This is a genomic window from Serinicoccus shuyuelongi, from assembly GCF_045032955.1.
GTDB lineage: Bacteria > Actinomycetota > Actinomycetes > Actinomycetales > Dermatophilaceae > Ornithinicoccus.
Window position 1 is genome coordinate 126,279 of record NZ_JBJFZU010000010.1, and the last position, 18,999, is coordinate 145,277.

The following is an 18,999-nucleotide window of genomic DNA, read 5'->3' on the forward strand; positions in this document are numbered from 1 at the left end:
TACCCTGGAAGGGTGATCCGGACCGCCCTCAGACCCGCCTGGCTGCTCCTGCTGGGGGTGCTGGTGGCCGTGGTGGTCTCCTTCTACCAGCTGGGGATGTGGCAGCTGGGGGTGAGCTCGAACCAGGCCTCCCGCGAGATGGCCGAGCGGCAGGCGGCGCGACCGACGGCGGAGCTGGGGCAGGTGACCGCCCCGCACCAGACGTTCCCCGACGACGGGGCCGGCCGGTCGGTCGGTGCCGACGGCAGCTACCGGGCAGAGCTGCAGTTCCTCGTCCCGGGACGGCTGCTCGAGGGCCAGTCCGGCTACTGGGTGGTCACCCCGCTGCGCACGGAGGCCTCCGGTGAGCCGGCGCTGCTGCCGGTGCTGCGCGGCTTCGTCACCGACCCCGCGCAGGCCACCCCGCCGCCGGCCGGCGAGGTGTCCGTCCTCGGCACGCTGGCCCCGGGGGAGTCCCCGGGCCCCGTCGACCTGCCTGAGGGTCAACGGGGGGCGATCGACACCGCCGACCTGGCCAACGACTGGGACGAGCCGATCTACAACGCCTTCCTGTTCCTGGTCGAGCAGGACCCGCCGCCGGCGACCGAAGAGCTGACGCTCGTCCCGCCCCCGGTCTTCGGCGAGAGCGGGATCGTCTGGCGCAACGTCGGCTACGCGATGCAGTGGTTCGTCTTCGCCGTCTTCGCCGTCTACATGTACGTCCGCTTCCTGCGGGACGCTTCCCGCGACCCGCGCGAGCCGGCCGACCCTGCCGACCCTGCCGACGGGCACGGTCCGGGACCGACCGGCGCGGCGCATACCGTGACCTCGACATCGACCGCCCCCGTGAAGGAGCCCACCTCATGAGCCCCCGTGCCAAGCTCACGTTCTTCCGCCTGATGGCCTTCGTGGTGGGTGTCGGCCTGCTGCTGCTGGTGGTGCACATGGTGCTGCGCTACGGCTTCGACAACGGTGCCCTGGAGTGGTGGCCCTCCCCGCACGGGTGGGTCTACATGGTCTACCTGGTGGCGACCGCGCTGCTCGGGTTCGAGCTGCGGTGGAGCCTGGGCAGGATGGTGGGCGTGATGCTCGCCGGGTGCATACCCTTCCTGTCGTTCTGGGTCGAGCACCGGGTGGCGCGCGACGCCCGCGCCCGGATCGAGGCCCGCGGATCCGACGCCGGTAGGGTTGTCGCGTGACCTCAGCACCCCCGCTCGGCCGCCGGCCGGAAACGGTGCTGGTCGTCGACTTCGGCGCCCAGTACGCCCAGCTCATCGCCCGCCGGGTCCGCGAGGCGGACTGCTACAGCGAGGTGGTGCCGCACACGATGCCGGCCGAGGAGATGCTCGCCAAGGAGCCGGCCGCGATCATCCTCTCCGGGGGACCCGCCTCGGTGTATGCGCCCGGCGCCCCCGCGCTGGACGAAGCGGTCGTCACCGCCGGGGTCCCGGTGCTGGGGATCTGCTACGGCTTCCAGGTGATGGCGCAGGCGCTCGGCGGCACCGTCGCGCGCACGGGTCGTCGTGAGTACGGCCAGACCGACGCCTCCGTCGCCGGTGCGCCGAGCACCCTCTTCACCGGGCAGCCGGAGCAGCAGGTCGTCTGGATGTCGCACGGCGACGCGGTCACCGAGGCCCCGGACGGGTGCGCGGTCACCGCCCGCACGGACGGCGCCCCGGTCGCCGCCTTCGAGGACGACGAGCGGCGTCTCTACGGGGTGCAGTGGCACCCCGAGGTGCTGCACTCCGCCCACGGGCAGCAGGTGCTGAGCAACTTCCTCACCCACGGGGCGGGGCTGTCCGGGTCGTGGACCAGCGAGAACGTGGCCGAACGGCTGGTGGAGCAGGCACGTGAGCAGATCGGTGCCGACCACGTGATCTGCGGGCTGTCCGGTGGCGTCGACTCCTCGGTGGCGGCCGCCATCGTGCAGCGGGCGGTCGGGGACCAGCTCACCTGCGTCTTCGTCGACCACGGGCTGCTCCGGCAGGGGGAGGCCGAGCAGGTGGAGACCGACTTCGTCGCGGCGACCGGGGTCGACCTGGTGGTCGTCGACGCCAGGGACCGCTTCCTGGACGCGCTGGCCGGGGTCAGCGACCCGGAGGAGAAGCGCAAGATCATCGGACGCGAGTTCATCCGCGTCTTCGAGCAGGCGGCCCGCGACATCGTCGCCGCGCACGCGCCCCGTGTCGACCGGCCCGCCGATGGGTCCGGCGAGGGTCAGCAGGACGGCGCGCAGCAGGGCGGCGCCCGCGAGGACGGCGAGCACCCGGTGCGCTGGTTGGTGCAGGGCACCCTCTACCCGGACGTGGTGGAGTCCGGCGGCGGGAGCGGCGCCGCCAACATCAAGAGCCACCACAACGTGGGCGGCCTGCCGGACGACCTGCAGTTCCAGCTCATCGAGCCGCTGCGCTCGCTGTTCAAGGACGAGGTGCGCCAGGTCGGCCTGCAGCTCGGGGTGCCCGAGGGCATCGTCTGGCGACAGCCGTTCCCCGGCCCGGGGCTGGGCATCCGCATCATCGGCGAGGTGACCGGTGACCGGCTCGACGTGCTCCGCCGGGCGGACGCCATCGCCCGGGAGGAGCTGACCGCGGCGGGGCTGGACCGGGAGATCTGGCAGTGCCCGGTGGTGCTGCTGGCCGACGTGCGCTCGGTCGGGGTGCAGGGCGACGGGCGGACCTACGGTCACCCGGTGGTGCTGCGCCCGGTCTCCTCCGAGGACGCGATGACCGCCGACTGGACGAGGCTGCCCTACGAGGTGCTGGCTCGGGTGTCCTCCCGGATCACGAACGAGGTCGAGGAGGTCAACCGGGTGGTCCTCGACGTGACCAGCAAGCCACCCGGGACGATCGAGTGGGAGTGAGGACCACGCTCGCGCTCGCGGCCGGCAAGGCGGCGCGGGTGGCGTCCCGGCTGCGCGGCGGCGGGTCCGCCCTGCCCGGGCTGGTCGCGGAGCGGATCGACCCGAAGGTGCTGGCGCACACCCTGGGATCGCTGCCCCGGGGGGTGGTCGTGGTCAGCGGCACCAACGGCAAGACCACCACCACCAAGATGCTGGTGGCGCTGCTGCGGGCGCACGACCTGGAGGTCTTCACCAACCCCACCGGTTCGAACTTCACCCGCGGGGTCATCTCCTCGCTGCTGGGGGAGGTCGGTCTCAGCGGCCGGCTGCGCGCGGACATCGCGGTCGTGGAGCTGGACGAGGCGCACGCGCTGCACTTCGCCGCCCAGGTCCCTCCGGAGCACGCCCTGCTGCTGAACGTCGCGCGGGACCAGCTGGACCGTTTCGCCGAGATCGACCACACCGCCCGGCTGCTCACCACGCTGGCCTCGGCGACCAGCCGGGGGCTCGTCCTCAACGCCGACGACTCCTTCATCTCCCGGATCCGCGACCACGCCGCGCCGGGCGTGCAGGTCGACTGGTTCGGGGTGGACCCGAGCATCGCGGACCGGCTCCCCGAGCTGCAGGAGGCGGACGTCCGCTTCGAGGCGGCGCAGGAGCGCCCGGAGCCCGGTGACGAGGACGCCCTGCTGCTGCCGGCCGACGACGGCCGCACCCTCACCGTGCGGTTCCCGGGGGAGGGCATCGCCGACGTGGGCCCGCTGCAGCTGCGGCAGCGGGGGCTGGCGGCGATGATCAACGCCACCGCCGCGAGCGCGATGGCCCGGCAGCTGCTCGGGGCGGACTTCTCCGCGGAGCGGGCGGCGCAGGCGCTGTCGACCGTCTCCCCGCCGTTCGGCCGGGGCGAGGTGATCGACGCCGGTGGTGCGCCGCTGGAGCTGGTGCTGGTCAAGAACCCCGCCGGGTTCACGGTGGCGCTGGGCACCTACGGCTCCGAGCCGGTGAGCACCATGGTCGCCATCAACGACAACTACGCCGACGGGCGGGACGTCTCCTGGCTGTACGACGTGTCCTTCGAGTCGCTGCGCGGGCAGGGGGTGACGCTCACCTCGGGGGTGCGCGCCTGGGACATGGCCCTGCGGCTGCGCTACGACGGGGTGGAGGTCGACGGCGTCGAGCCGGACCTGGACGCCGCCCTGGACCGCTTCCTGGCCCAGAACACCGGGCGACCCAGCCGGATCTTCTGCACCTACACCGCCATGATGCAGCTGCGCCGCCGGCTGGGTGACCGTTTCGGCCTGGCCCGTTTCGGAGAGGACCCGCAGCCATGACCGAGCAGCAAGGGGTGGCCGTCGCGCTGCCCGACGACGTCGCGGCGATGGCGGACGTGCCCGCCGACAAGGGCGAGGTGCACCTGGTCCATCTGTACCCGCGGGAGATGAGCATCTACGGCGACCTGGGCAACACCCGGTGCCTCGCGGCCCGGCTGCGCTGGCACGGGTACACGCCGGTGGTGCACGACCACCACCCGGGCGCCCGGTGGCCGGAGCGCGCCGACATCATCCTCGGCGGCGGTGGCCAGGACAGCGGGCAGGTACGGGTGACCGACGACCTGGCCCGGCACGCCGACCGGCTCCGCGCCCTGGCGGCCGACGGGGTGCCGATGCTGATGATCTGCGGGATGTACCAGCTGCTCGGCGAGGCGTTCATCACCGTCGAGGGGCAACGGCTGCCGGGCCTGGGCATCCTGGACGTCACCACCCGTGGCAACGCCACCCGGATGATCGGGCCGGTCGTCCTGGAGACCTCCTTCGGCCCCGTGGTCGGCTACGAGAACCACTCCGGGTCCACCGTCCTGGGGGAGGGGCAGGAGAGCTTCGGGCGGGTCCGGCACGGCCAGGGCAACAACGGCACGGACGGCACCGAGGGGGCACGGACCAGGCACGTCATCGGGTCCTACCTGCACGGCCCGATCCTGCCGGCCAACCCCGGCCTCGCCGACGGGCTTCTGGCGCTGGCGGCGCGCCGGGCCACCGGTGAGTGGGTGCCGGGTGAGGTGGACGACACCCTCGCGCACCGGGCGCACCAGGCCCAGGTGCGCAGGCTGCTGCGCACCGCCGGCTAGGTCCGGACCGCGGCCCGGCCGGGCCCGGCCCACCAGGACGCCAGGGCGGCCAGCCCGAAGGGCACCACCAGCAGGTGCGCGTAGATCGCGTACAGCAGGGCGGTGGCCGACGCCGCGCCCGGGTCCCCGCCGAGCAGGACCAGCAGACCGGCGGTGCCCACCTCGGTGATCCCCAGGCCTCCCGGGGTCACCGCGACCACGGTGAGCAGCTGGCGGAAGGTGTAAGCGCAGATGAGCTCGGCCAGCGGCAGGTCCAGGCCGACCACCCGGGCGGCGACGAGATAGAGCCCGAAGAGCAGCACGAACTGGCCCACCATGCCCAGCGTCATCAGCAGGCCACCGGAGCGGACCACGCTCTCCAGCCGCCGTCGCTGGTCACTGATCAGGTGGTCGACCCCCCGACCTCGACGCACCCGGTGGCGCACCGGGGTCAGCAGGACGCGCAGCAGCGAGGAGATCAGCGCGGCGACCCGGTCGGAGTGCACGACCAGGACCGAGACGACCACCAGGGCCGCCCCGATGCCACCGGCGACGAAGGCCCCGCGCACCACCACGTCGGGCGCCTCGATCGGCCCGGCGACCAGCACCAGGCAGCCGATGACCGGGAGCGCGATCCGGGCCAGCACGTTCCACAGCCCGGTCACCATCAGGGAGCTGGAGATCTCCCGCTTCGCGAAGCCCCAGGAGCGGTACATCAGCACCGTCGCCCCCAGCCCCAGCGCCGCCCCCAGCGGCACCAGGTTGGCGATGGTGGCGGACACGGCGTTCGCCTTGAGCGCCTGCACGTGGCCGAGCCCGGGCAGGGACCCGACCAGCACCCAGGTGTAGCTGACCAGGCCGGCGAGCAGCAGCACCCCCATCAGCACCGCGGTGCCCGGGCGGACCCGGGACAGCTGCGCCCAGATCTGTGCCCACGAGGTGTCCAGGAAGTAGGGCAGCCCGTAGGCGATGAGAAGCCCTGCGATCACCATCCCCACGGCCGAGCTGGCGACGTCGCGCCGGCGGAACCGTCGCAGCGTGGGATCGGTGTCGACATCGCCACCGACATCGACATCCGGTCCGGTCGAGACCCCTGGCCGCCCCGCCGTCATCGCGGCTCCCTGGCCGCTGACCCGGCCCGTGCCCCGGCGGACCCGAGCAGCCACCACAGGCCCACCGCGGGCAGCACCAGCGGGATGAACAGGTAGCCCTGGCCGAAGTGGCTCCACACCGTCTGGTCCGGGAACATCTGCGGTGCCAGGTAGCTCCAGGTGCCCACCACCAGGACCCCGGCCAGCTCCACCGACAGCGCGACCAGGCTCACCCACCAGGCCCGGGTTCCGCGCAGCGACAACGAGACCAGCGCCACCAGGTAGATCGCGGCCGCCACGGCGGACAGCGCGTAGGCCAGCGGCGCCTGCTCCCAGCGGGTGGAGATCTGGGCTGCGGAACGGGAGACGGTGCCGATGACGAAGATCAGGTACAGGGCCAGGATCACCCGCCCCGGCCCGTGCCGCCGGTCACCGGGGTCCGCGGTGGGCTGCCTCACAGGCCGGTCCCGACGCCATACCAGATCTGGGCGGTGCGGGCGCCCATCACGGCCACCACGAAGGCGGCCACGGCCAGCACGAAGGTGCTCCACCGGGTGGGCTCCTGCTGTGCCCAGATCAGCCCGAGGGCGGGCAGCAGCAGGATGGTGACCAGGTAGGCCCACAGCTCCCACGCCGGTCCCACCGGGCTCGCCCCACCCAGCTGACGCCCCAGGTAGGCCGCGCAGTAGGCGACGACCGCGGCCTGCAGCACCCAGCTCAGGCCGACGGTGAACCGCCCCGGGGGCCGTCCGTTGAGACCCGCGACCAGGCAGACGAGAGCCACCAGCAGCCCCCCCACCAGCAGGCCCAGCGTCGGCGCGTCCAGGTATGCCGAGGAACCGCCGGACGTGGCAGCACCGGCCAGGACGTCGTGGTTCACGGCTCCAGGGTAGGTGTCCGGGGCCTGCGCGACCGAACGGGCACGCAGGGGGGCGGCGACGTCGGTGCGGCTGCCTAGGATGGGTGGACGATGAGCGGCGTCTTCGACCACCTTCCTTTTGACCAGCCCGTCCCCTCGATGGGTACCTCCGCGGCCAGTGGGCACGCGGGGCACGAGGCGCACGGGGGACAGGTCGACGCCCGGGGGGTGCCGTCCTGGGCCGTCTCCGGCGACGACCCGGAGGGCGGCGGGGACACCGGCCCCGCGGCGCGCGGCCGACGGGGCCCGTCCGTGCAGGAGCTGCTCGCCGGGCTGAACGAGCCGCAGCAGGAGGCGGTGCGGCACGAGGGCAGCCCGCTGCTGATCGTGGCCGGCGCGGGCTCGGGCAAGACCCGGGTGCTCACCCACCGGATCGCCTACCTGCTCGAGCGCCGGCACGTGCACCCCGGGCAGGTGCTGGCGATCACCTTCACCAACAAGGCGGCCGCCGAGATGCGGGAGCGGGTGCAGGCCCTGGTCGGGCCGCGGGCGAAGGCGATGTGGGTGTCCACCTTCCACTCGGCCTGCGTGCGGATCCTGCGCCGGGAGGCCCAGACGGTCGGTCTGAAGTCCTCTTTCTCCATCTACGACGCCGCCGACAGCCAGCGGCTGATGGGCCTGGTCATCCGGGACCTCGACCTGGACCCGAAGCGCTACCCGGCGCGTGCCTTCCTGGCGAAGGTCTCCTCCGCCAAGAACGAGCTGGTCGACGAGGAGGACTTCGCCGCGCAGGTCGGCGGCAACACCTACGAGCAGAAGGTCGCCGAGGCGTACACCTCCTACCAGCGGCGGCTGCGGGCCGCCAACGCGCTCGACTTCGACGACATCATCACCACCACCGTGCACCTGCTGCGCGCCTTCCCCGCGGTCCGGGAGCACTACCGTCGCCGCTTCCGGCACGTGATGGTGGACGAGTACCAGGACACCAACCACGCCCAGTACGCCCTGGTGCGCGAGCTGGTCGGGTTCGAGGGGGACATCGTGGACGGGGGGACCCGTGCGCTGCCACCGGCCGAGCTCTGCGTCGTCGGCGACGCGGACCAGTCCATCTACGCCTTCCGTGGGGCCACGATCCGCAACATCGTGGAGTTCGAGGAGGACTACCCGCAGGCCCGGACCATCCTGCTCGAGCAGAACTACCGCTCCACCGCGACCATCCTGTCGGCGGCCAACGCGGTGATCGCCCGGAACCCCCAGCGTCGGGACAAACGCCTGTGGACCGACGAGGGCGCCGGGCAGCCCATCGTGGGCTACGTCGGCGACAGCGAGCACGACGAGGCCTCCTTCGTGGTGCGCCGGATCGACCAGCTCGCCGACGAGCGCGGCGTGCGACCGGGTGACGTGGCGGTCTTCTACCGCACCAACGCGCAGTCCCGGGCCCTGGAGGAGGTGCTGGTCCGCACCGGGCTGCCGTACAAGGTCGTCGGCGGCACCCGATTCTACGAGCGGCGCGAGATCAAGGACGCGCTCGCCTACCTGCGGGTGCTCGCCAACCCGGCGGACGACGTGAACCTGCGGCGTATCCTCAACACCCCCAAGCGGGGGATCGGGGACCGGGCCGTGGCGGCGGTGGGGGTGCTGGCCGAGCGGGAGCGGATCGCCTTCGTCGCGGCGCTGGGCCGGGCCGGCGACGCCCCCGGGATCGCCTCCCGGTCGGTCACCGCGATCACCGGCTTCACCCGGCTGCTCGAGGAGCTGGGCGAGCTCGCCGCGGCGCCGGACACCGGTCTCGGCGAGCTCACCGAAGCGGTGCTGGAGCGGACCGGCTACCTGGCCGAGCTGCGGGCCAGCCACGACCCGCAGGACGAGACGCGGGTGGAGAACCTCACCGAGCTGGTCACGGTCGCGCGGGAGTTCGACGACAACTACCCCGAGGGGGGTCTCGTCGACTTCCTCGAGCAGGTCTCGCTGGTCGCGGACGCCGACCAGATCCCGGACGGCAGCGACGGCCAGGACGCGGGGGAGGTGACCCTGATGACGCTGCACACGGCCAAGGGCCTGGAGTTCCCGGTGGTCTTCCTGACCGGCCTCGAGGACGGCACCTTCCCGCACCAGCGGAGCCTGGACGACCCCGCCGAGCTGGAGGAGGAGCGCCGGTTGGCCTACGTCGGCATCACCCGGGCCCGTGAGCAGCTGCACCTATCCCGGGCCGGCAGCCGGGCCGCCTTCGGCACCCCGCAGTGGTACCCGGCCTCCCGTTTCCTCGACGAGATCCCGGCCGAGCTGGTGAGCTGGGAGCGCACGGACGCCGACCGGATGAGCATGCAGGGACGGCGCTCGGCGTCCGAGGGGCTGTCCTGGTCCTCGGGCTGGTCCGGGGGCCGCGCGCCGGCGGTGCGCCTGGACCCTCGCGGGAGTGCGCCGAAACGGGCGCGCAGCGACGAGGAGGAGGCGCAGCTGGCCGGGCTCGGCGCCGGTGACCGGGTGACCCACGACAGCTTCGGTCTGGGCACCGTGGTCCGGGTCGAGGGCACCGGTCGGCACGCCATGGCGCACGTCGACTTCGGCGAGGCCGGGGTCAAGCGGCTGCTGGTGCGGGTGGCGCCCCTGGTCCGCCTCTGAGGGGACCCGCCGTCGGTGAGGGGACCGCTGCGATAGTGTGCGGCGCAGGCCGCCGACGGCTCTCCTCGCGAGGTGCCGGCCTGGTGACCGCGCACCCGCCGGAGCACCTCCGGTCACCGATCACACCGATGGGAAGCTGACTCGTGGATCTGTTCGAATACCAGGCACGTGACCTCTTCGAGAAGCACGGGGTCCCCGTGCTGGCGGCCGAGGTCGTGACCGACGCCGCGGACGCCGCCGCCGCCGCCGAACGGGTGGGCGCGGACAGTGGCGGCGTCGTGGTCGTCAAGGCCCAGGTCAAAGTCGGAGGCCGCGGCAAGGCCGGTGGGGTCAAGCTGGCCAAGACCCCGCAGGAGGCCACCGAGGCCGCCGAGGCCATCCTCGGGATGGACATCAAGGGCCACACCGTCAACGCGGTGATGATCGCCCAGGGCGCCAAGATCGCCGAGGAGTACTACTTCTCTCTGCTGCTGGACCGGGCCAACCGCTCGCTGCTGGCCATGTGCAGCAAGGAGGGCGGGATGGACATCGAGACGCTGGCGGAGGAACGCCCGGAGGCGCTGGCCCGGGTCGCGGTGGACGCCAACACCGGGATCGACGACGTCACCGCCCGGCGGATCCTCACCGAGGCCGGCTTCGAGACCTCCGACGTCGACGCGATCGCGCCGGCGCTGGTCCGGCTGTGGGACGTCTACAAGGGTGAGGACGCGACCCTGGTCGAGGTGAACCCGCTGGTCAAGACCGAGGACGGCACCGTGCTCGCGCTCGACGGCAAGGTCACCCTGGACGCCAACGCGGACTTCCGGCACGAGGGTCACGCCGATCTGGCCGACACCGAGGCCGCGGACCCGCTCGAGGCCAAGGCCGCTGCGCTCGGTCTCAACTACGTCAAACTCGACGGCAACGTCGGCATCATCGGCAACGGCGCCGGGCTGGTCATGTCCACCCTGGACGTCGTCGCCTACGCCGGTGAGGAGCACACCGCCGGCGCCGCGACCCCCGCCAACTTCCTGGACATCGGTGGCGGCGCCTCCGCAGAGGTGATGGCCAACGGTCTGGACGTCATCCTCGGCGACGAGCAGGTGAAGTCCGTCTTCGTCAACGTCTTCGGCGGCATCACCTCCTGCGACGCCGTCGCCAACGGCATCGTGTCCGCCCTGCAGATGCTCGGCGACGACGCGACCAAGCCGCTGGTGGTCCGCCTGGACGGCAACAACGTCGAGGAGGGGCGCCGCATCCTGGCGGAGGCGGCCCACCCCCTCGTCACCATCGAGGCGACCATGGACGGTGCCGCCCGGCGGGCCGCCGAGCTGGCCGCGAACTGACCCACCACACAGGCGAAGGAAACAGGGACACCACCATGGCGATCTTTCTGAACAACGACTCCAGGGTCATCGTGCAGGGCATGACCGGCTCCGAGGGGATGAAGCACACCCAGCGGATGCTGCGCTCGGGCACCACCGTCGTCGCCGGCGTCAACCCGCGCAAGGCGGGCACCACCGTTGACTTCGAGGACGGCGTCCAGGTGCCGGTGCACGGCTCCGTTGCCGAGGCGATGGAGGCGACCGGGGCGAACGTCTCCGTCCTCTTCGTCCCGCCGGCCTTCACCAAGGCGGCCGTCGTCGAGGCGGTCGACGCCGGCATGCCGCTGGCCGTGGTCATCACCGAGGGCGTCCCGGTGCAGGACACCGCCGAGTTCTACGCCTACGCGCAGGACAAGGGCGGCACCCGGATCATCGGCCCCAACTGCCCGGGCCTGATCAGCCCCGGCCAGTCCAACGCCGGCATCATCCCCGCCGACATCACCGGTCCCGGCCGGGTCGGGCTGGTCTCCAAGTCCGGCACGCTGACCTACCAGATGATGTACGAGCTGCGGGAGATCGGCTTCTCCACGGCGGTCGGCATCGGTGGTGACCCGATCATCGGCACCACCCACATCGACTGCCTGCAGGCCTTCCAGGACGACCCGGACACCGACGCCATCGTGATGATCGGCGAGATCGGCGGGGACGCCGAGGAGCGCGCCGCGGCCTACATCAAGGACAACGTCACCAAGCCGGTCGTCGGCTACGTGGCCGGCTTCACGGCCCCGGAGGGCAAGACGATGGGCCACGCGGGCGCCATCGTCTCCGGCTCCTCCGGCACCGCCCAGGCCAAGAAGGAAGCGCTCGAGGCGGCCGGCGTGAAGGTCGGCAAGACCCCCTCCGAGACCGCCCGGCTCATGCAGGAGGTCGTCGCCGGCCTCGGCTGACGGCATACCGGACCCGCACGGGGTCGACGCACCGGCACCGGGGCGTCGACCCCGTGCGGCGTCCCCGGGCGTGCCGGACCTGCCCCGGCGCGCCTCCCCGGCCGGGTCGTCCCGGTCCCCGAGCATAGGAACGATGACTGTGGTGGAGCGCGCGACCCGAAACCGGGCGCAGACAGAGCCGGGGCGTGACCCGGCGGCCGGACGGGGCGGGCCGCCCCTCCGGCGCCTGGCCGACCTCGCCGGCGCCGCCCTCGCGGGCTGTGTCTGCGTGCTGGTGGGCGTGGTCGCGATCGCCCTGCCCACGATCCTGACCTGGGCGGTGGACACCCGCAGCACCGCCACCCTCGGGCAGACGCTGGGGGTCGCCGTCGACGTCTGGGCGCTGGCCCACCGCGCCGAGATCCGCACCCCCGGGGCCGATCTCGTCATCGCGCCGCTGCTGCTCACCGCGGTGCCGCTGCTGCTGTGCTGGTATGCCGCGCGCCAGGTGGTGCTGGGACGCCCGGCCGCCCGGACCCCGAGGGTCGGCGGCTGGCGGGCGGCCTGGGCTGCGCTGAACGGGGCCGACGCCCTCACCTTCGTGCTCGGCTACCTGCTGGCCGGCCTGCTGGTGGCGCACCTGTCCGGGGTCGGGATCGCCGTGGTCCGGCTCAGCACCCTGGTGCCCGGCGCGGTGCTGGTGCCGACGGTCGCGGTCGCCCTCGTCTGGTGGGGCCAGCACCGCCGGGAGCAGCACCCGAGCGTGGGTGCCGGGCTGGCCTGGGTGCGGGGCCGCACCCCGGTCCTGGTGCGCCGGGCGCTGCCGCCGGCGGGGGAGGTGCTGCTCGCGCTGGCTACCCTGTGCTTCCTGCTGGTGCTGGGCCTGCTGCTGCTGCGGGGGGAGCGCATCCTCACCCTGTACGACTCGCTGGACGCTGGGCTGGTCGGCACCCTGACGCTGACCCTGGGTCAGCTGCTGGCGCTGCCGAACCTGATGGTGTGGGCGCTGGCCTGGCTCACCGGGTCCGGGGTCACGGTGGGCACCGTGCACGTCGACTGGACCCGGTCGACGCCGGGCGACCTGCCGCTGCTGCCGGTGCTGGGCGCGCTGCCCGAGCCCGGCGCCCTGCCGCCCGGGCTGTGGGCGGCCGTCGGGGTGCCGGTGCTGGCCGGTGCCTGGATCGGCTACCGGAGCGCCTCCTCGGCGTCCCGGCTATCGTCCTGGTGGACCAAGGCCCGGACCACGCTGGCCTCCTGCGCCGTGGTGGCGCTGGTCGTGCTGGTGTTTTCCTGGGCGGCCACCGGTGGGCTCACCCCAGGACTGCTCGGCACCGTCGGGGTGGAGCCGTGGCGGGTGGCCGGGCTGCTCCTGGCCGAGCTCGTGACCGGCGGCCTGCTGATGATGTCCGTGCTGCACCTGACCGGGCGGCGGCTCTGAGCACGGAGACCGGTCGGCCGCCCGCCCGCGTGGTGGTCCTCGTCTCCGGCTCCGGGACCCTGCTGCAGGCGGTGCTGGACGCTGCGCAGGACCCCGGCTACGGGGTGCAGGTGGTCGCGGTGGGCGCGGACCGGGACGACATCGAGGGGCTGCGACGGGCCGCCGCCCGGCACGTCCCCACCTTCGTGGAGAGGCTGCGCGACCACCCCGACCGGGCGGCCTGGGACGCCGCGCTCGCCGACCGGATCGGGGCATACCGGCCCGACCTGGTGGTCTCGGCGGGCTTCATGAAGATCCTCGGGTCCGCGGTGCTGGCCACCCACCGGGTGGTCAACACCCATCCGGCGCTGCTGCCCAGCTTCCCTGGTGCGCATGCCGTGCGGGACGCCCTCGCGCACGGCGTCACGGTCACCGGCTGCACCCTGCACGCGGTGGACGCCGGGGTGGACACCGGACCGATCCTGGCCCAGCGCGCCGTCGAGGTCCGGGCCGGGGACACCGAGTCCAGCCTGCACGAGCGGATCAAGGTGGCCGAGCGGGAGCTCCTGGTCACGGCCCTACCCGGGCTGGCGCGCGTGCACCCGCTCGATCAGCCCTAGCCCCTCCCGCTCCGTCGCCAGGACCTCCAGGCCGAGCGCGCGGACCACCCGCAGCGGCCGTCGTCGGAAGTGCTCCCCCTGCACCGGCACGCTCACCGTCTCGGCGAGAGCCTGACCGGCCCGCAGCCACCACGGGGCCGCCGCCACGTGGTCGGCCAGCAGCAGCGAGCCCCCGGGCCGCAGCACCCGCACCATCTCGGCGAGGGCGGCCTCCTCGTCGGGCACGCAGCACAGGGTGAAGGTGCTGAGCACCGTGTCGAACGCGTCGTCGGCCGCCTCCAGCGCACCGGCGTCGCCGTGCACGAAGGCCACCTCCAGACCCAGGCGTCGTGCCCTGGCCCGGGCCTGCTCCAGCATCGGATCGCTGCGCTCGAGACAGGTGAGGTCGGTCCCGGCGGGGTAGTGGGCGAGGTTGGCGCCGGTGCCGACACCGACCTCCAGCACGCGCCCGTGCACCCGCCCGGCCACCCAGGGACGGCTCGGGGCCAGGAACCGCCGCTCCACCCCGGCCGACAGGTCGTCGTAGCGGGCCGCCAGCCGGTCCCAGTGCCGCGCGTGCCGGGACTCCATGGCACGAACCTAGCTTCGACGGCGCACGGACGGGGCTAGACTGGCGGCACACGACTGGCGCGGGTGGGGCACCACCGGGAAGTGACACGCGTGGACATCGCCCGCCTGGGTGTCCGCACCGCAGCACCGTCCACCGACGGTCCCGGCGACCGTCGACCCCCGCACCGAGGAGCGACCCCACGTGAGCACGTCCACCCCGCCCAGGACCGACGAGCGGCGCCCGGTCCGCCGGGCCCTCGTCTCCGTCTTCGACAAGACCGACCTCGACGACCTGGTCACCGGCCTGCACCGGCACGGGGTCGCGCTGGTCTCGACCGGTGGCTCGGCCGCCCGCATCGCCGAGCTGGGCCTGCCCGTCACCCGGGTCGAGGAGCTCACCGGCTTCCCCGAGTGCCTGGACGGCCGGGTGAAGACCCTGCACCCCCGGGTGCACGCCGGGCTGCTCGCCGACACCACCGACCCCGAGCACCTGCGGCAGCTCGACGAGCTCGACATCGAGGCCTTCGACCTGGTGGTCTGCAACCTCTACCCGTTCAGCGAGACGGTCGCCTCCGGCGCCGGACCGCAGGAGTGCGTGGAGAAGATCGACATCGGCGGGCCCTCCATGGTCCGGGCCGCGGCGAAGAACCACCGCAGCGTCGCCGTGGTCACCAGCCCCGCGGCATACCCCGAGGCGCTGGCGGCGGTCACTGGCGGCGGCTTCACCCTGGGTCAGCGGGTGCGCCTCGCGGCGGAGGCCTTCGCGCACACCGCGAGCTACGACGTCGCCGTCGCGTCCTGGATGCTGGCCCGGGCGGACGAGGGCACGGCCGGGTCCTCGGACGAGGTCGCCTTCCCCGCGTGGATGGGTGCCACCTGGCAGCGGGGACCGGTGCTGCGCTACGGCGAGAACCCGCACCAGCGGGCCGCGCTCTACACGGCGGAGGCCACCGGGGCAGGCCTCGCCCAGGCCGAGCAGCTGGGCGGCAAGGAGATGTCCTACAACAACTACCTCGACGCCGACGCCGCCCGCCGGGCCGCCCACGACCACGGCGACCGGCCGACGGTGGCGATCATCAAGCACGCGAACCCCTGCGGCATCGCGGTCGGGGAGGACGTCGCGCAGGCGCACGCCAAGGCGCACGCCTGCGACCCCGTCTCCGCCTTCGGCGGCATCATCGCCACCAACCGTCCGGTCACCGAGGCGATGGCCCGGCAGGTGGCCGAGGTCTTCACCGAGGTCGTGGTGGCCCCCGACTTCGAGGCGGCTGCGCTGGAGGTGCTCGCGGCGAAGAAGAACCTGCGCCTGCTCAAGGTCCCCGCCCCCACCCGCGGCGGCGTCGAGGTGCGCCCCGTCTCCGGCGGACTGCTGGTGCAGGAGGTCGACACCGTGGACGCCGAGGTCGAGCACGGTGGTGACGAGGCCGCGCGCTGGCGCCTGGTCGCCGGGCAGCCCGCCGACGAGGCGACCCTCGCGGACCTGCAGCTGGCCTGGCGTGCGGTCCGCGCCGCCAAGTCCAACGCCATCCTGCTGGCCCACGACGGGGCGTCGGTGGGCGTCGGCATGGGCCAGGTCAACCGGGTCGACTCCTGCCACCTGGCGGTGAGCCGGGCGGGTGAGCGGGCGGCCGGGTCGGTGGCGGCCTCGGACGCCTTCTTCCCCTTCGCCGACGGCCTGCAGGTGCTGCTGGAGGCCGGGGTGCGGGCGGTCGTCGCCCCGGGGGGCTCGGTGCGGGACGAGGAGGTCGTGGCCGCCGCGGCCGCCGCCGGCGTCACCACCTACTTCACCGGCACCCGCCACTTTGCCCACTGAGCAGGACGGGCCGGACGAGCGACACGAACAGCAGCACGACCAGCGACACGAGCAGGAGCCCGGCTCCCGGCGGACCCCGGGCCCGACCCTCACCCCCCTGCTGGCCGCCGCCCTCTGCGGGGCCGTGCTGCCCGTCCAGGCCCGGGTCAACGGGACCCTGTCGGAGCAGGTCTCCGCGCTCCCGGCGGCCACCATCTCCTTCGGCACCGGGCTGGTGCTGCTGACCTGCCTGCTCGCGGTGCCGGGCATCCGGGCCCGGGCGGCCCGGGTGCCGCGCGCCCTGGCGCAGGGGCGGCTGCGCTGGTGGCAGGTGCTCGGCGGGGTCGGCGGCGGCGCGCTGGTCGCCAGCCAGACGTATGCCGTCCCGCAGGTCGGGGTGACCGCCTTCCTCATCGCGGTGATCGGCGGGCAGGCCGCCAGCGCGCTGCTGGTCGACCGGTGGGGACTGGGCCCGGGTCCGCCGCAGCCGCTGCGGACGACCCGGGTGCTGGCGGCGCTGCTGGCGGTGACCGGGGTGGCCGTCGCGGCGAGTGCGCCCGGGCGGGCGGCGGCGGGGGAGGGGAGCGGTCTGGCGCTGCTGGTCCCGCTGGCGGTGGTGCTGCTGGCCGGTGCCGGGACCTCGGTCCAGCAGGCCTTCAACGGGGTGGTCACGACGGTGAGCCGGGACCCGCTGGCGACCGCCTGGTTCAACTTCGTCACCGGCACCCTCACCCTGGTGGTGCTGGGTGGGGCCGCCCTGGTGGTCGGCGGTCAGGGTCCCCGGGCCGTGGACGGCCTGCCGTGGTGGGCCTGGACCGGGGGGATGATGGGGGTGCTCTTCATCGCGCTCGCCGCGTGGGCCGTGCAGCACGTGTCGGTGCTCGTCTTCGCCCTGGTGACCGTCAGCACGCAGCTGCTGGTGGGCTTGCTGACGGATGCCGCCGACCCGGTCAGCCGGGCGCTGCTCGGGCCCCAGGTGCTGCTGGGCGTGGGGCTCGCGCTGGTGGCCTCGGTCGGCGCCGCGCTGAGCCGGCCGGCGCAGCGCGCCCGGGATCTCCCCGGCGCGGGGGCGGCGGCTGCCGCCCGGCGGCGCTAGGGTCGGGCCATGGCCACTCTCGTGATCACCGTCATCGGCGACGACCGTCCCGGTCTGGTCAGTGCCCTGGCCGACGTCGTCGCGGAGCACTCCGGCAGCTGGGGGCGCAGCCAGCTGGCCCGCCTCGCGGGCACCTTCGCCGGGATCGTCACCGTGGACGTGCCCGGCAACCGGGTGGACGCCCTGCGGGCAGCGATCGGCGGCCTGGGCGGGGTGCTGGAGACCACTGTGCGGGTGGCGCCGGACCCGGACGCCACCGAGGGCGCCGCCGCGGAGGGACCGGTGCTGCACCTGGACCTGATCGGGAACGACCGGCCGGGCATCGTGCGGGAGATCACCGGGACGCTCGCCGCGCACCGGGTGTCGGTCGAGGACCTGCAGACCAAGGTGGTCCCGGCGCCGCAGGCGGGTGGGGACCTCTTCACCGCGCGGGCCGCCGTGCGCGCGCCCGCCGGTGCCGACCTGGGGGCGCTGCGGGAGGCCCTGGAGCACCTCGCCGGGGAGCTGCTCGTCGACCTGAGCTTCGAGGCCCAGGACCTCGCCGACTGGGAGTAACCGGCCGACACCGCGCGTCGGCGGGGGGTCGCGGTGCCGCCTGCGGCCGCGCCCTAGACTCGCGGGCATGAGCGCGACGATCCTGGACGGCAAGGCTGTGCACGCCACGATCAAGGACGAGCTGAGGGGGCGGCTCGCCCGGCTCGCCGAGCAGGGCGTCGTCCCTGGACTGGCCACCGTGCTGGTCGGGGACGACCCGGCCAGCACCTGGTACGTCGGCGCCAAGCACAAGGACTGCGCCGAGATCGGGATCGCCTCGGTGCGCCGCGACCTGCCGTCCGGCACCGGCCAGCAGGAGGTGCTCGACGTGGTGGACGAGCTCAACGCCGACCCCGCGGTGACCGCCGTCCTGGTGCAGCAGCCCACCAGGCTGGACGAGTTCGCCATCCTGTCCCGGGTGGACCCGGCCAAGGACGTGGACGGGCTGCACCCGGCCAACCTCGGCGCCCTGGTGATGGGGGAGCCGGCCCCGCTGCCCTGCACCCCGGTCGGCTGCGTCGAGCTGCTGCGCCGGTACGACGTGCCCCTGGCCGGTGCCGACGTGGTGGTGATCGGTCGCGGGCTGACCGTCGGCCGGCCGCTAGGCCTCATCCTCACCCGCCGCAGCGAGAACGCCACCGTGACCCTCTGCCACACCGGGACCCGCGACCTGGCCGGCCACGTCGCGCGCGCCGACATCGTGGTGTCCGCCGCCGGGGTGCCCGACCTGGTCACCCCGGACATGGTCCGGCCCGGTGCCGCGGTGCTCGACGTGGGGGTCGCCCGGCGCGACGGCCGGATCGCCGGAGACGTCCACCCGGACGTCCGCGAGGTCGCCGGCTGGGTCAGCCCCAACCCCGGCGGGGTCGGCCCGATGACCCGCGCGATGCTGCTGCGCAACGTCGTCGAGGCGGCGGAGGCGTCGCTCGCGGCCCGGGGCGGCGCTACTGCGTGAGCACGTGAGCACCGAGGAGGAGCCCGGCGCTGCCGGGCCGGGCGTCCCGCGGCAGCCCCTGGGCCTGTGGTGGCTCGGCGTGCTCGGCCTGGGGACCGCGGTGACGCTGCTCGTCTCGCAGAACCTGCGCGCCTACGGGTATGCCATGGGCGCCACCCTGGGCGTGCTCGCGCTGCTGCGCGCTGTGCTGCCCGGCCACCGGGTCGGCGGGCTGGTCGTGCGCGGCCGCGCCGTGGACGTCGCGACCCTGCTGCTGCTGGGCGCGTCGATCGCGGCGCTGTCCTTCACCCTGCGCCTGGGCTAGGGCCCCGA

The 18,999-nt window shown here is 73.9% G+C and carries 19 protein-coding genes and 1 riboswitch; of the genes, 15 read left to right on the forward strand and 4 right to left on the reverse strand.

Annotated features, from left to right (window positions below; genetic code table 11):
* The first annotated feature begins 12 nt into the window (after positions 1 to 12).
* From ACI3EY_RS12445 to ACI3EY_RS12465, 5 genes are read left to right on the forward strand one after another with little or no spacing between them, the layout of a single operon-like run.
* Positions 13 to 846: an SURF1 family protein gene (locus ACI3EY_RS12445; protein WP_405040577.1), complete on the forward strand. Its 834-nt coding sequence runs from the start codon at positions 13 to 15 to the stop codon at positions 844 to 846.
* Positions 843 to 1,178, forward strand: coding sequence for a DUF3817 domain-containing protein (locus tag ACI3EY_RS12450; RefSeq protein ID WP_405038305.1), 336 nt, complete (start codon positions 843 to 845; stop codon positions 1,176 to 1,178). Before ACI3EY_RS12445 ends, ACI3EY_RS12450 begins: the two co-directional genes overlap by 4 nt.
* Complete coding sequence (guaA, locus tag ACI3EY_RS12455) at positions 1,175 to 2,839, forward strand: glutamine-hydrolyzing GMP synthase (RefSeq protein WP_405038304.1); 1,665 nt, start codon at positions 1,175 to 1,177, stop codon at positions 2,837 to 2,839. The genes ACI3EY_RS12450 and guaA overlap by 4 nt, the downstream gene beginning before the upstream one ends.
* A complete protein-coding gene (locus ACI3EY_RS12460) occupies positions 2,836 to 4,149 on the forward strand; it encodes a MurT ligase domain-containing protein (protein WP_405040578.1) in 1,314 nt (437 codons plus the stop codon). Before guaA ends, ACI3EY_RS12460 begins: the two co-directional genes overlap by 4 nt.
* Positions 4,146 to 4,943 carry a type 1 glutamine amidotransferase gene (locus tag ACI3EY_RS12465; protein ID WP_405040579.1) on the forward strand — a complete coding sequence of 266 codons (798 nt, stop codon included), beginning with the start codon at positions 4,146 to 4,148 and terminating at the stop codon, positions 4,941 to 4,943. The genes ACI3EY_RS12460 and ACI3EY_RS12465 overlap by 4 nt, the downstream gene beginning before the upstream one ends.
* Here ACI3EY_RS12465 and ACI3EY_RS12470 read toward each other — a convergent pair.
* From ACI3EY_RS12470 to ACI3EY_RS12480, 3 genes are read right to left on the reverse strand one after another with little or no spacing between them, the layout of a single operon-like run.
* Positions 4,940 to 6,034, reverse strand: a complete 1,095-nt coding sequence (locus tag ACI3EY_RS12470; RefSeq protein ID WP_405040580.1) for a lysylphosphatidylglycerol synthase transmembrane domain-containing protein — start codon at positions 6,032 to 6,034, stop codon at positions 4,940 to 4,942. The two genes, ACI3EY_RS12465 and ACI3EY_RS12470, sit on opposite strands and share 4 nt — an antisense overlap.
* Entirely contained in the window at positions 6,031 to 6,471 is a 441-nt protein-coding gene (locus ACI3EY_RS12475) for a hypothetical protein (RefSeq protein WP_405038300.1), read from the reverse strand. The genes ACI3EY_RS12470 and ACI3EY_RS12475 overlap by 4 nt, the downstream gene beginning before the upstream one ends.
* Positions 6,468 to 6,893 (reverse strand): hypothetical protein, encoded by a 426-nt coding sequence (locus tag ACI3EY_RS12480; RefSeq protein ID WP_405040581.1) that lies wholly within the window; start codon positions 6,891 to 6,893, stop codon positions 6,468 to 6,470. Before ACI3EY_RS12480 ends, ACI3EY_RS12475 begins: the two co-directional genes overlap by 4 nt.
* 90 nt (positions 6,894 to 6,983) lie before the next feature.
* Here ACI3EY_RS12480 and pcrA point away from each other — a divergent pair, with 90 nt between their 5' ends.
* The 5 genes from pcrA to purN all read left to right on the forward strand — a co-directional run bounded on the left by pcrA (position 6,984) and on the right by purN (position 13,761).
* The gene (gene pcrA, locus ACI3EY_RS12485) at positions 6,984 to 9,494 is read left to right on the forward strand and encodes a DNA helicase PcrA (protein WP_405040582.1); all 2,511 of its coding nucleotides are present in this window, start codon (positions 6,984 to 6,986) and stop codon (positions 9,492 to 9,494) included.
* 143 nt (positions 9,495 to 9,637) lie between these two features.
* Entirely contained in the window at positions 9,638 to 10,819 is a 1,182-nt protein-coding gene (sucC, locus tag ACI3EY_RS12490) for an ADP-forming succinate--CoA ligase subunit beta (RefSeq protein WP_405038297.1), read from the forward strand.
* 35 nt (positions 10,820 to 10,854) lie between these two features.
* Positions 10,855 to 11,745 (forward strand): succinate--CoA ligase subunit alpha, encoded by an 891-nt coding sequence (gene sucD / locus ACI3EY_RS12495; RefSeq protein ID WP_405040583.1) that lies wholly within the window; start codon positions 10,855 to 10,857, stop codon positions 11,743 to 11,745.
* Between the two features lie 133 nt (positions 11,746 to 11,878).
* Positions 11,879 to 13,162: a cell division protein PerM gene (locus tag ACI3EY_RS12500; RefSeq protein ID WP_405040584.1), complete on the forward strand. Its 1,284-nt coding sequence runs from the start codon at positions 11,879 to 11,881 to the stop codon at positions 13,160 to 13,162.
* 29 nt (positions 13,163 to 13,191) lie between these two features.
* On the forward strand, positions 13,192 to 13,761 hold the full coding sequence (purN, locus tag ACI3EY_RS12505; protein WP_405040585.1) for a phosphoribosylglycinamide formyltransferase: 570 nt from the start codon (positions 13,192 to 13,194) through the stop codon (positions 13,759 to 13,761).
* On the opposite strand, the gene ACI3EY_RS12510 is transcribed toward purN, so the two are convergent.
* A complete protein-coding gene (locus tag ACI3EY_RS12510) occupies positions 13,720 to 14,331 on the reverse strand; it encodes a class I SAM-dependent methyltransferase (protein WP_405040586.1) in 612 nt (203 codons plus the stop codon). The genes purN and ACI3EY_RS12510 overlap by 42 nt on opposite strands.
* Before the next feature lie 40 nt (positions 14,332 to 14,371).
* A riboswitch (ZMP/ZTP riboswitch) is annotated at positions 14,372 to 14,449 on the forward strand.
* Positions 14,450 to 14,512: 63 nt separating this feature from the next.
* Here ACI3EY_RS12510 and purH point away from each other — a divergent pair.
* From purH to ACI3EY_RS12535, 5 genes are all read left to right on the forward strand, one after another.
* Complete coding sequence (gene purH / locus ACI3EY_RS12515) at positions 14,513 to 16,123, forward strand: bifunctional phosphoribosylaminoimidazolecarboxamide formyltransferase/IMP cyclohydrolase (RefSeq protein WP_405040587.1); 1,611 nt, start codon at positions 14,513 to 14,515, stop codon at positions 16,121 to 16,123.
* Positions 16,113 to 17,198: a DMT family transporter gene (locus ACI3EY_RS12520; RefSeq protein ID WP_405040588.1), complete on the forward strand. Its 1,086-nt coding sequence runs from the start codon at positions 16,113 to 16,115 to the stop codon at positions 17,196 to 17,198. The genes purH and ACI3EY_RS12520 overlap by 11 nt, the downstream gene beginning before the upstream one ends.
* Before the next feature lie 9 nt (positions 17,199 to 17,207).
* Positions 17,208 to 17,753, forward strand: a complete 546-nt coding sequence (locus ACI3EY_RS12525; RefSeq protein ID WP_405040589.1) for a glycine cleavage system transcriptional repressor — start codon at positions 17,208 to 17,210, stop codon at positions 17,751 to 17,753.
* Between the two features lie 67 nt (positions 17,754 to 17,820).
* Positions 17,821 to 18,687 carry a bifunctional methylenetetrahydrofolate dehydrogenase/methenyltetrahydrofolate cyclohydrolase gene (locus ACI3EY_RS12530; protein WP_405040590.1) on the forward strand — a complete coding sequence of 289 codons (867 nt, stop codon included), beginning with the start codon at positions 17,821 to 17,823 and terminating at the stop codon, positions 18,685 to 18,687.
* 4 nt (positions 18,688 to 18,691) lie between these two features.
* Positions 18,692 to 18,991 carry a DUF3017 domain-containing protein gene (locus tag ACI3EY_RS12535; RefSeq protein WP_405038288.1) on the forward strand — a complete coding sequence of 100 codons (300 nt, stop codon included), beginning with the start codon at positions 18,692 to 18,694 and terminating at the stop codon, positions 18,989 to 18,991.
* Positions 18,992 to 18,999 lie beyond the last annotated feature (8 nt).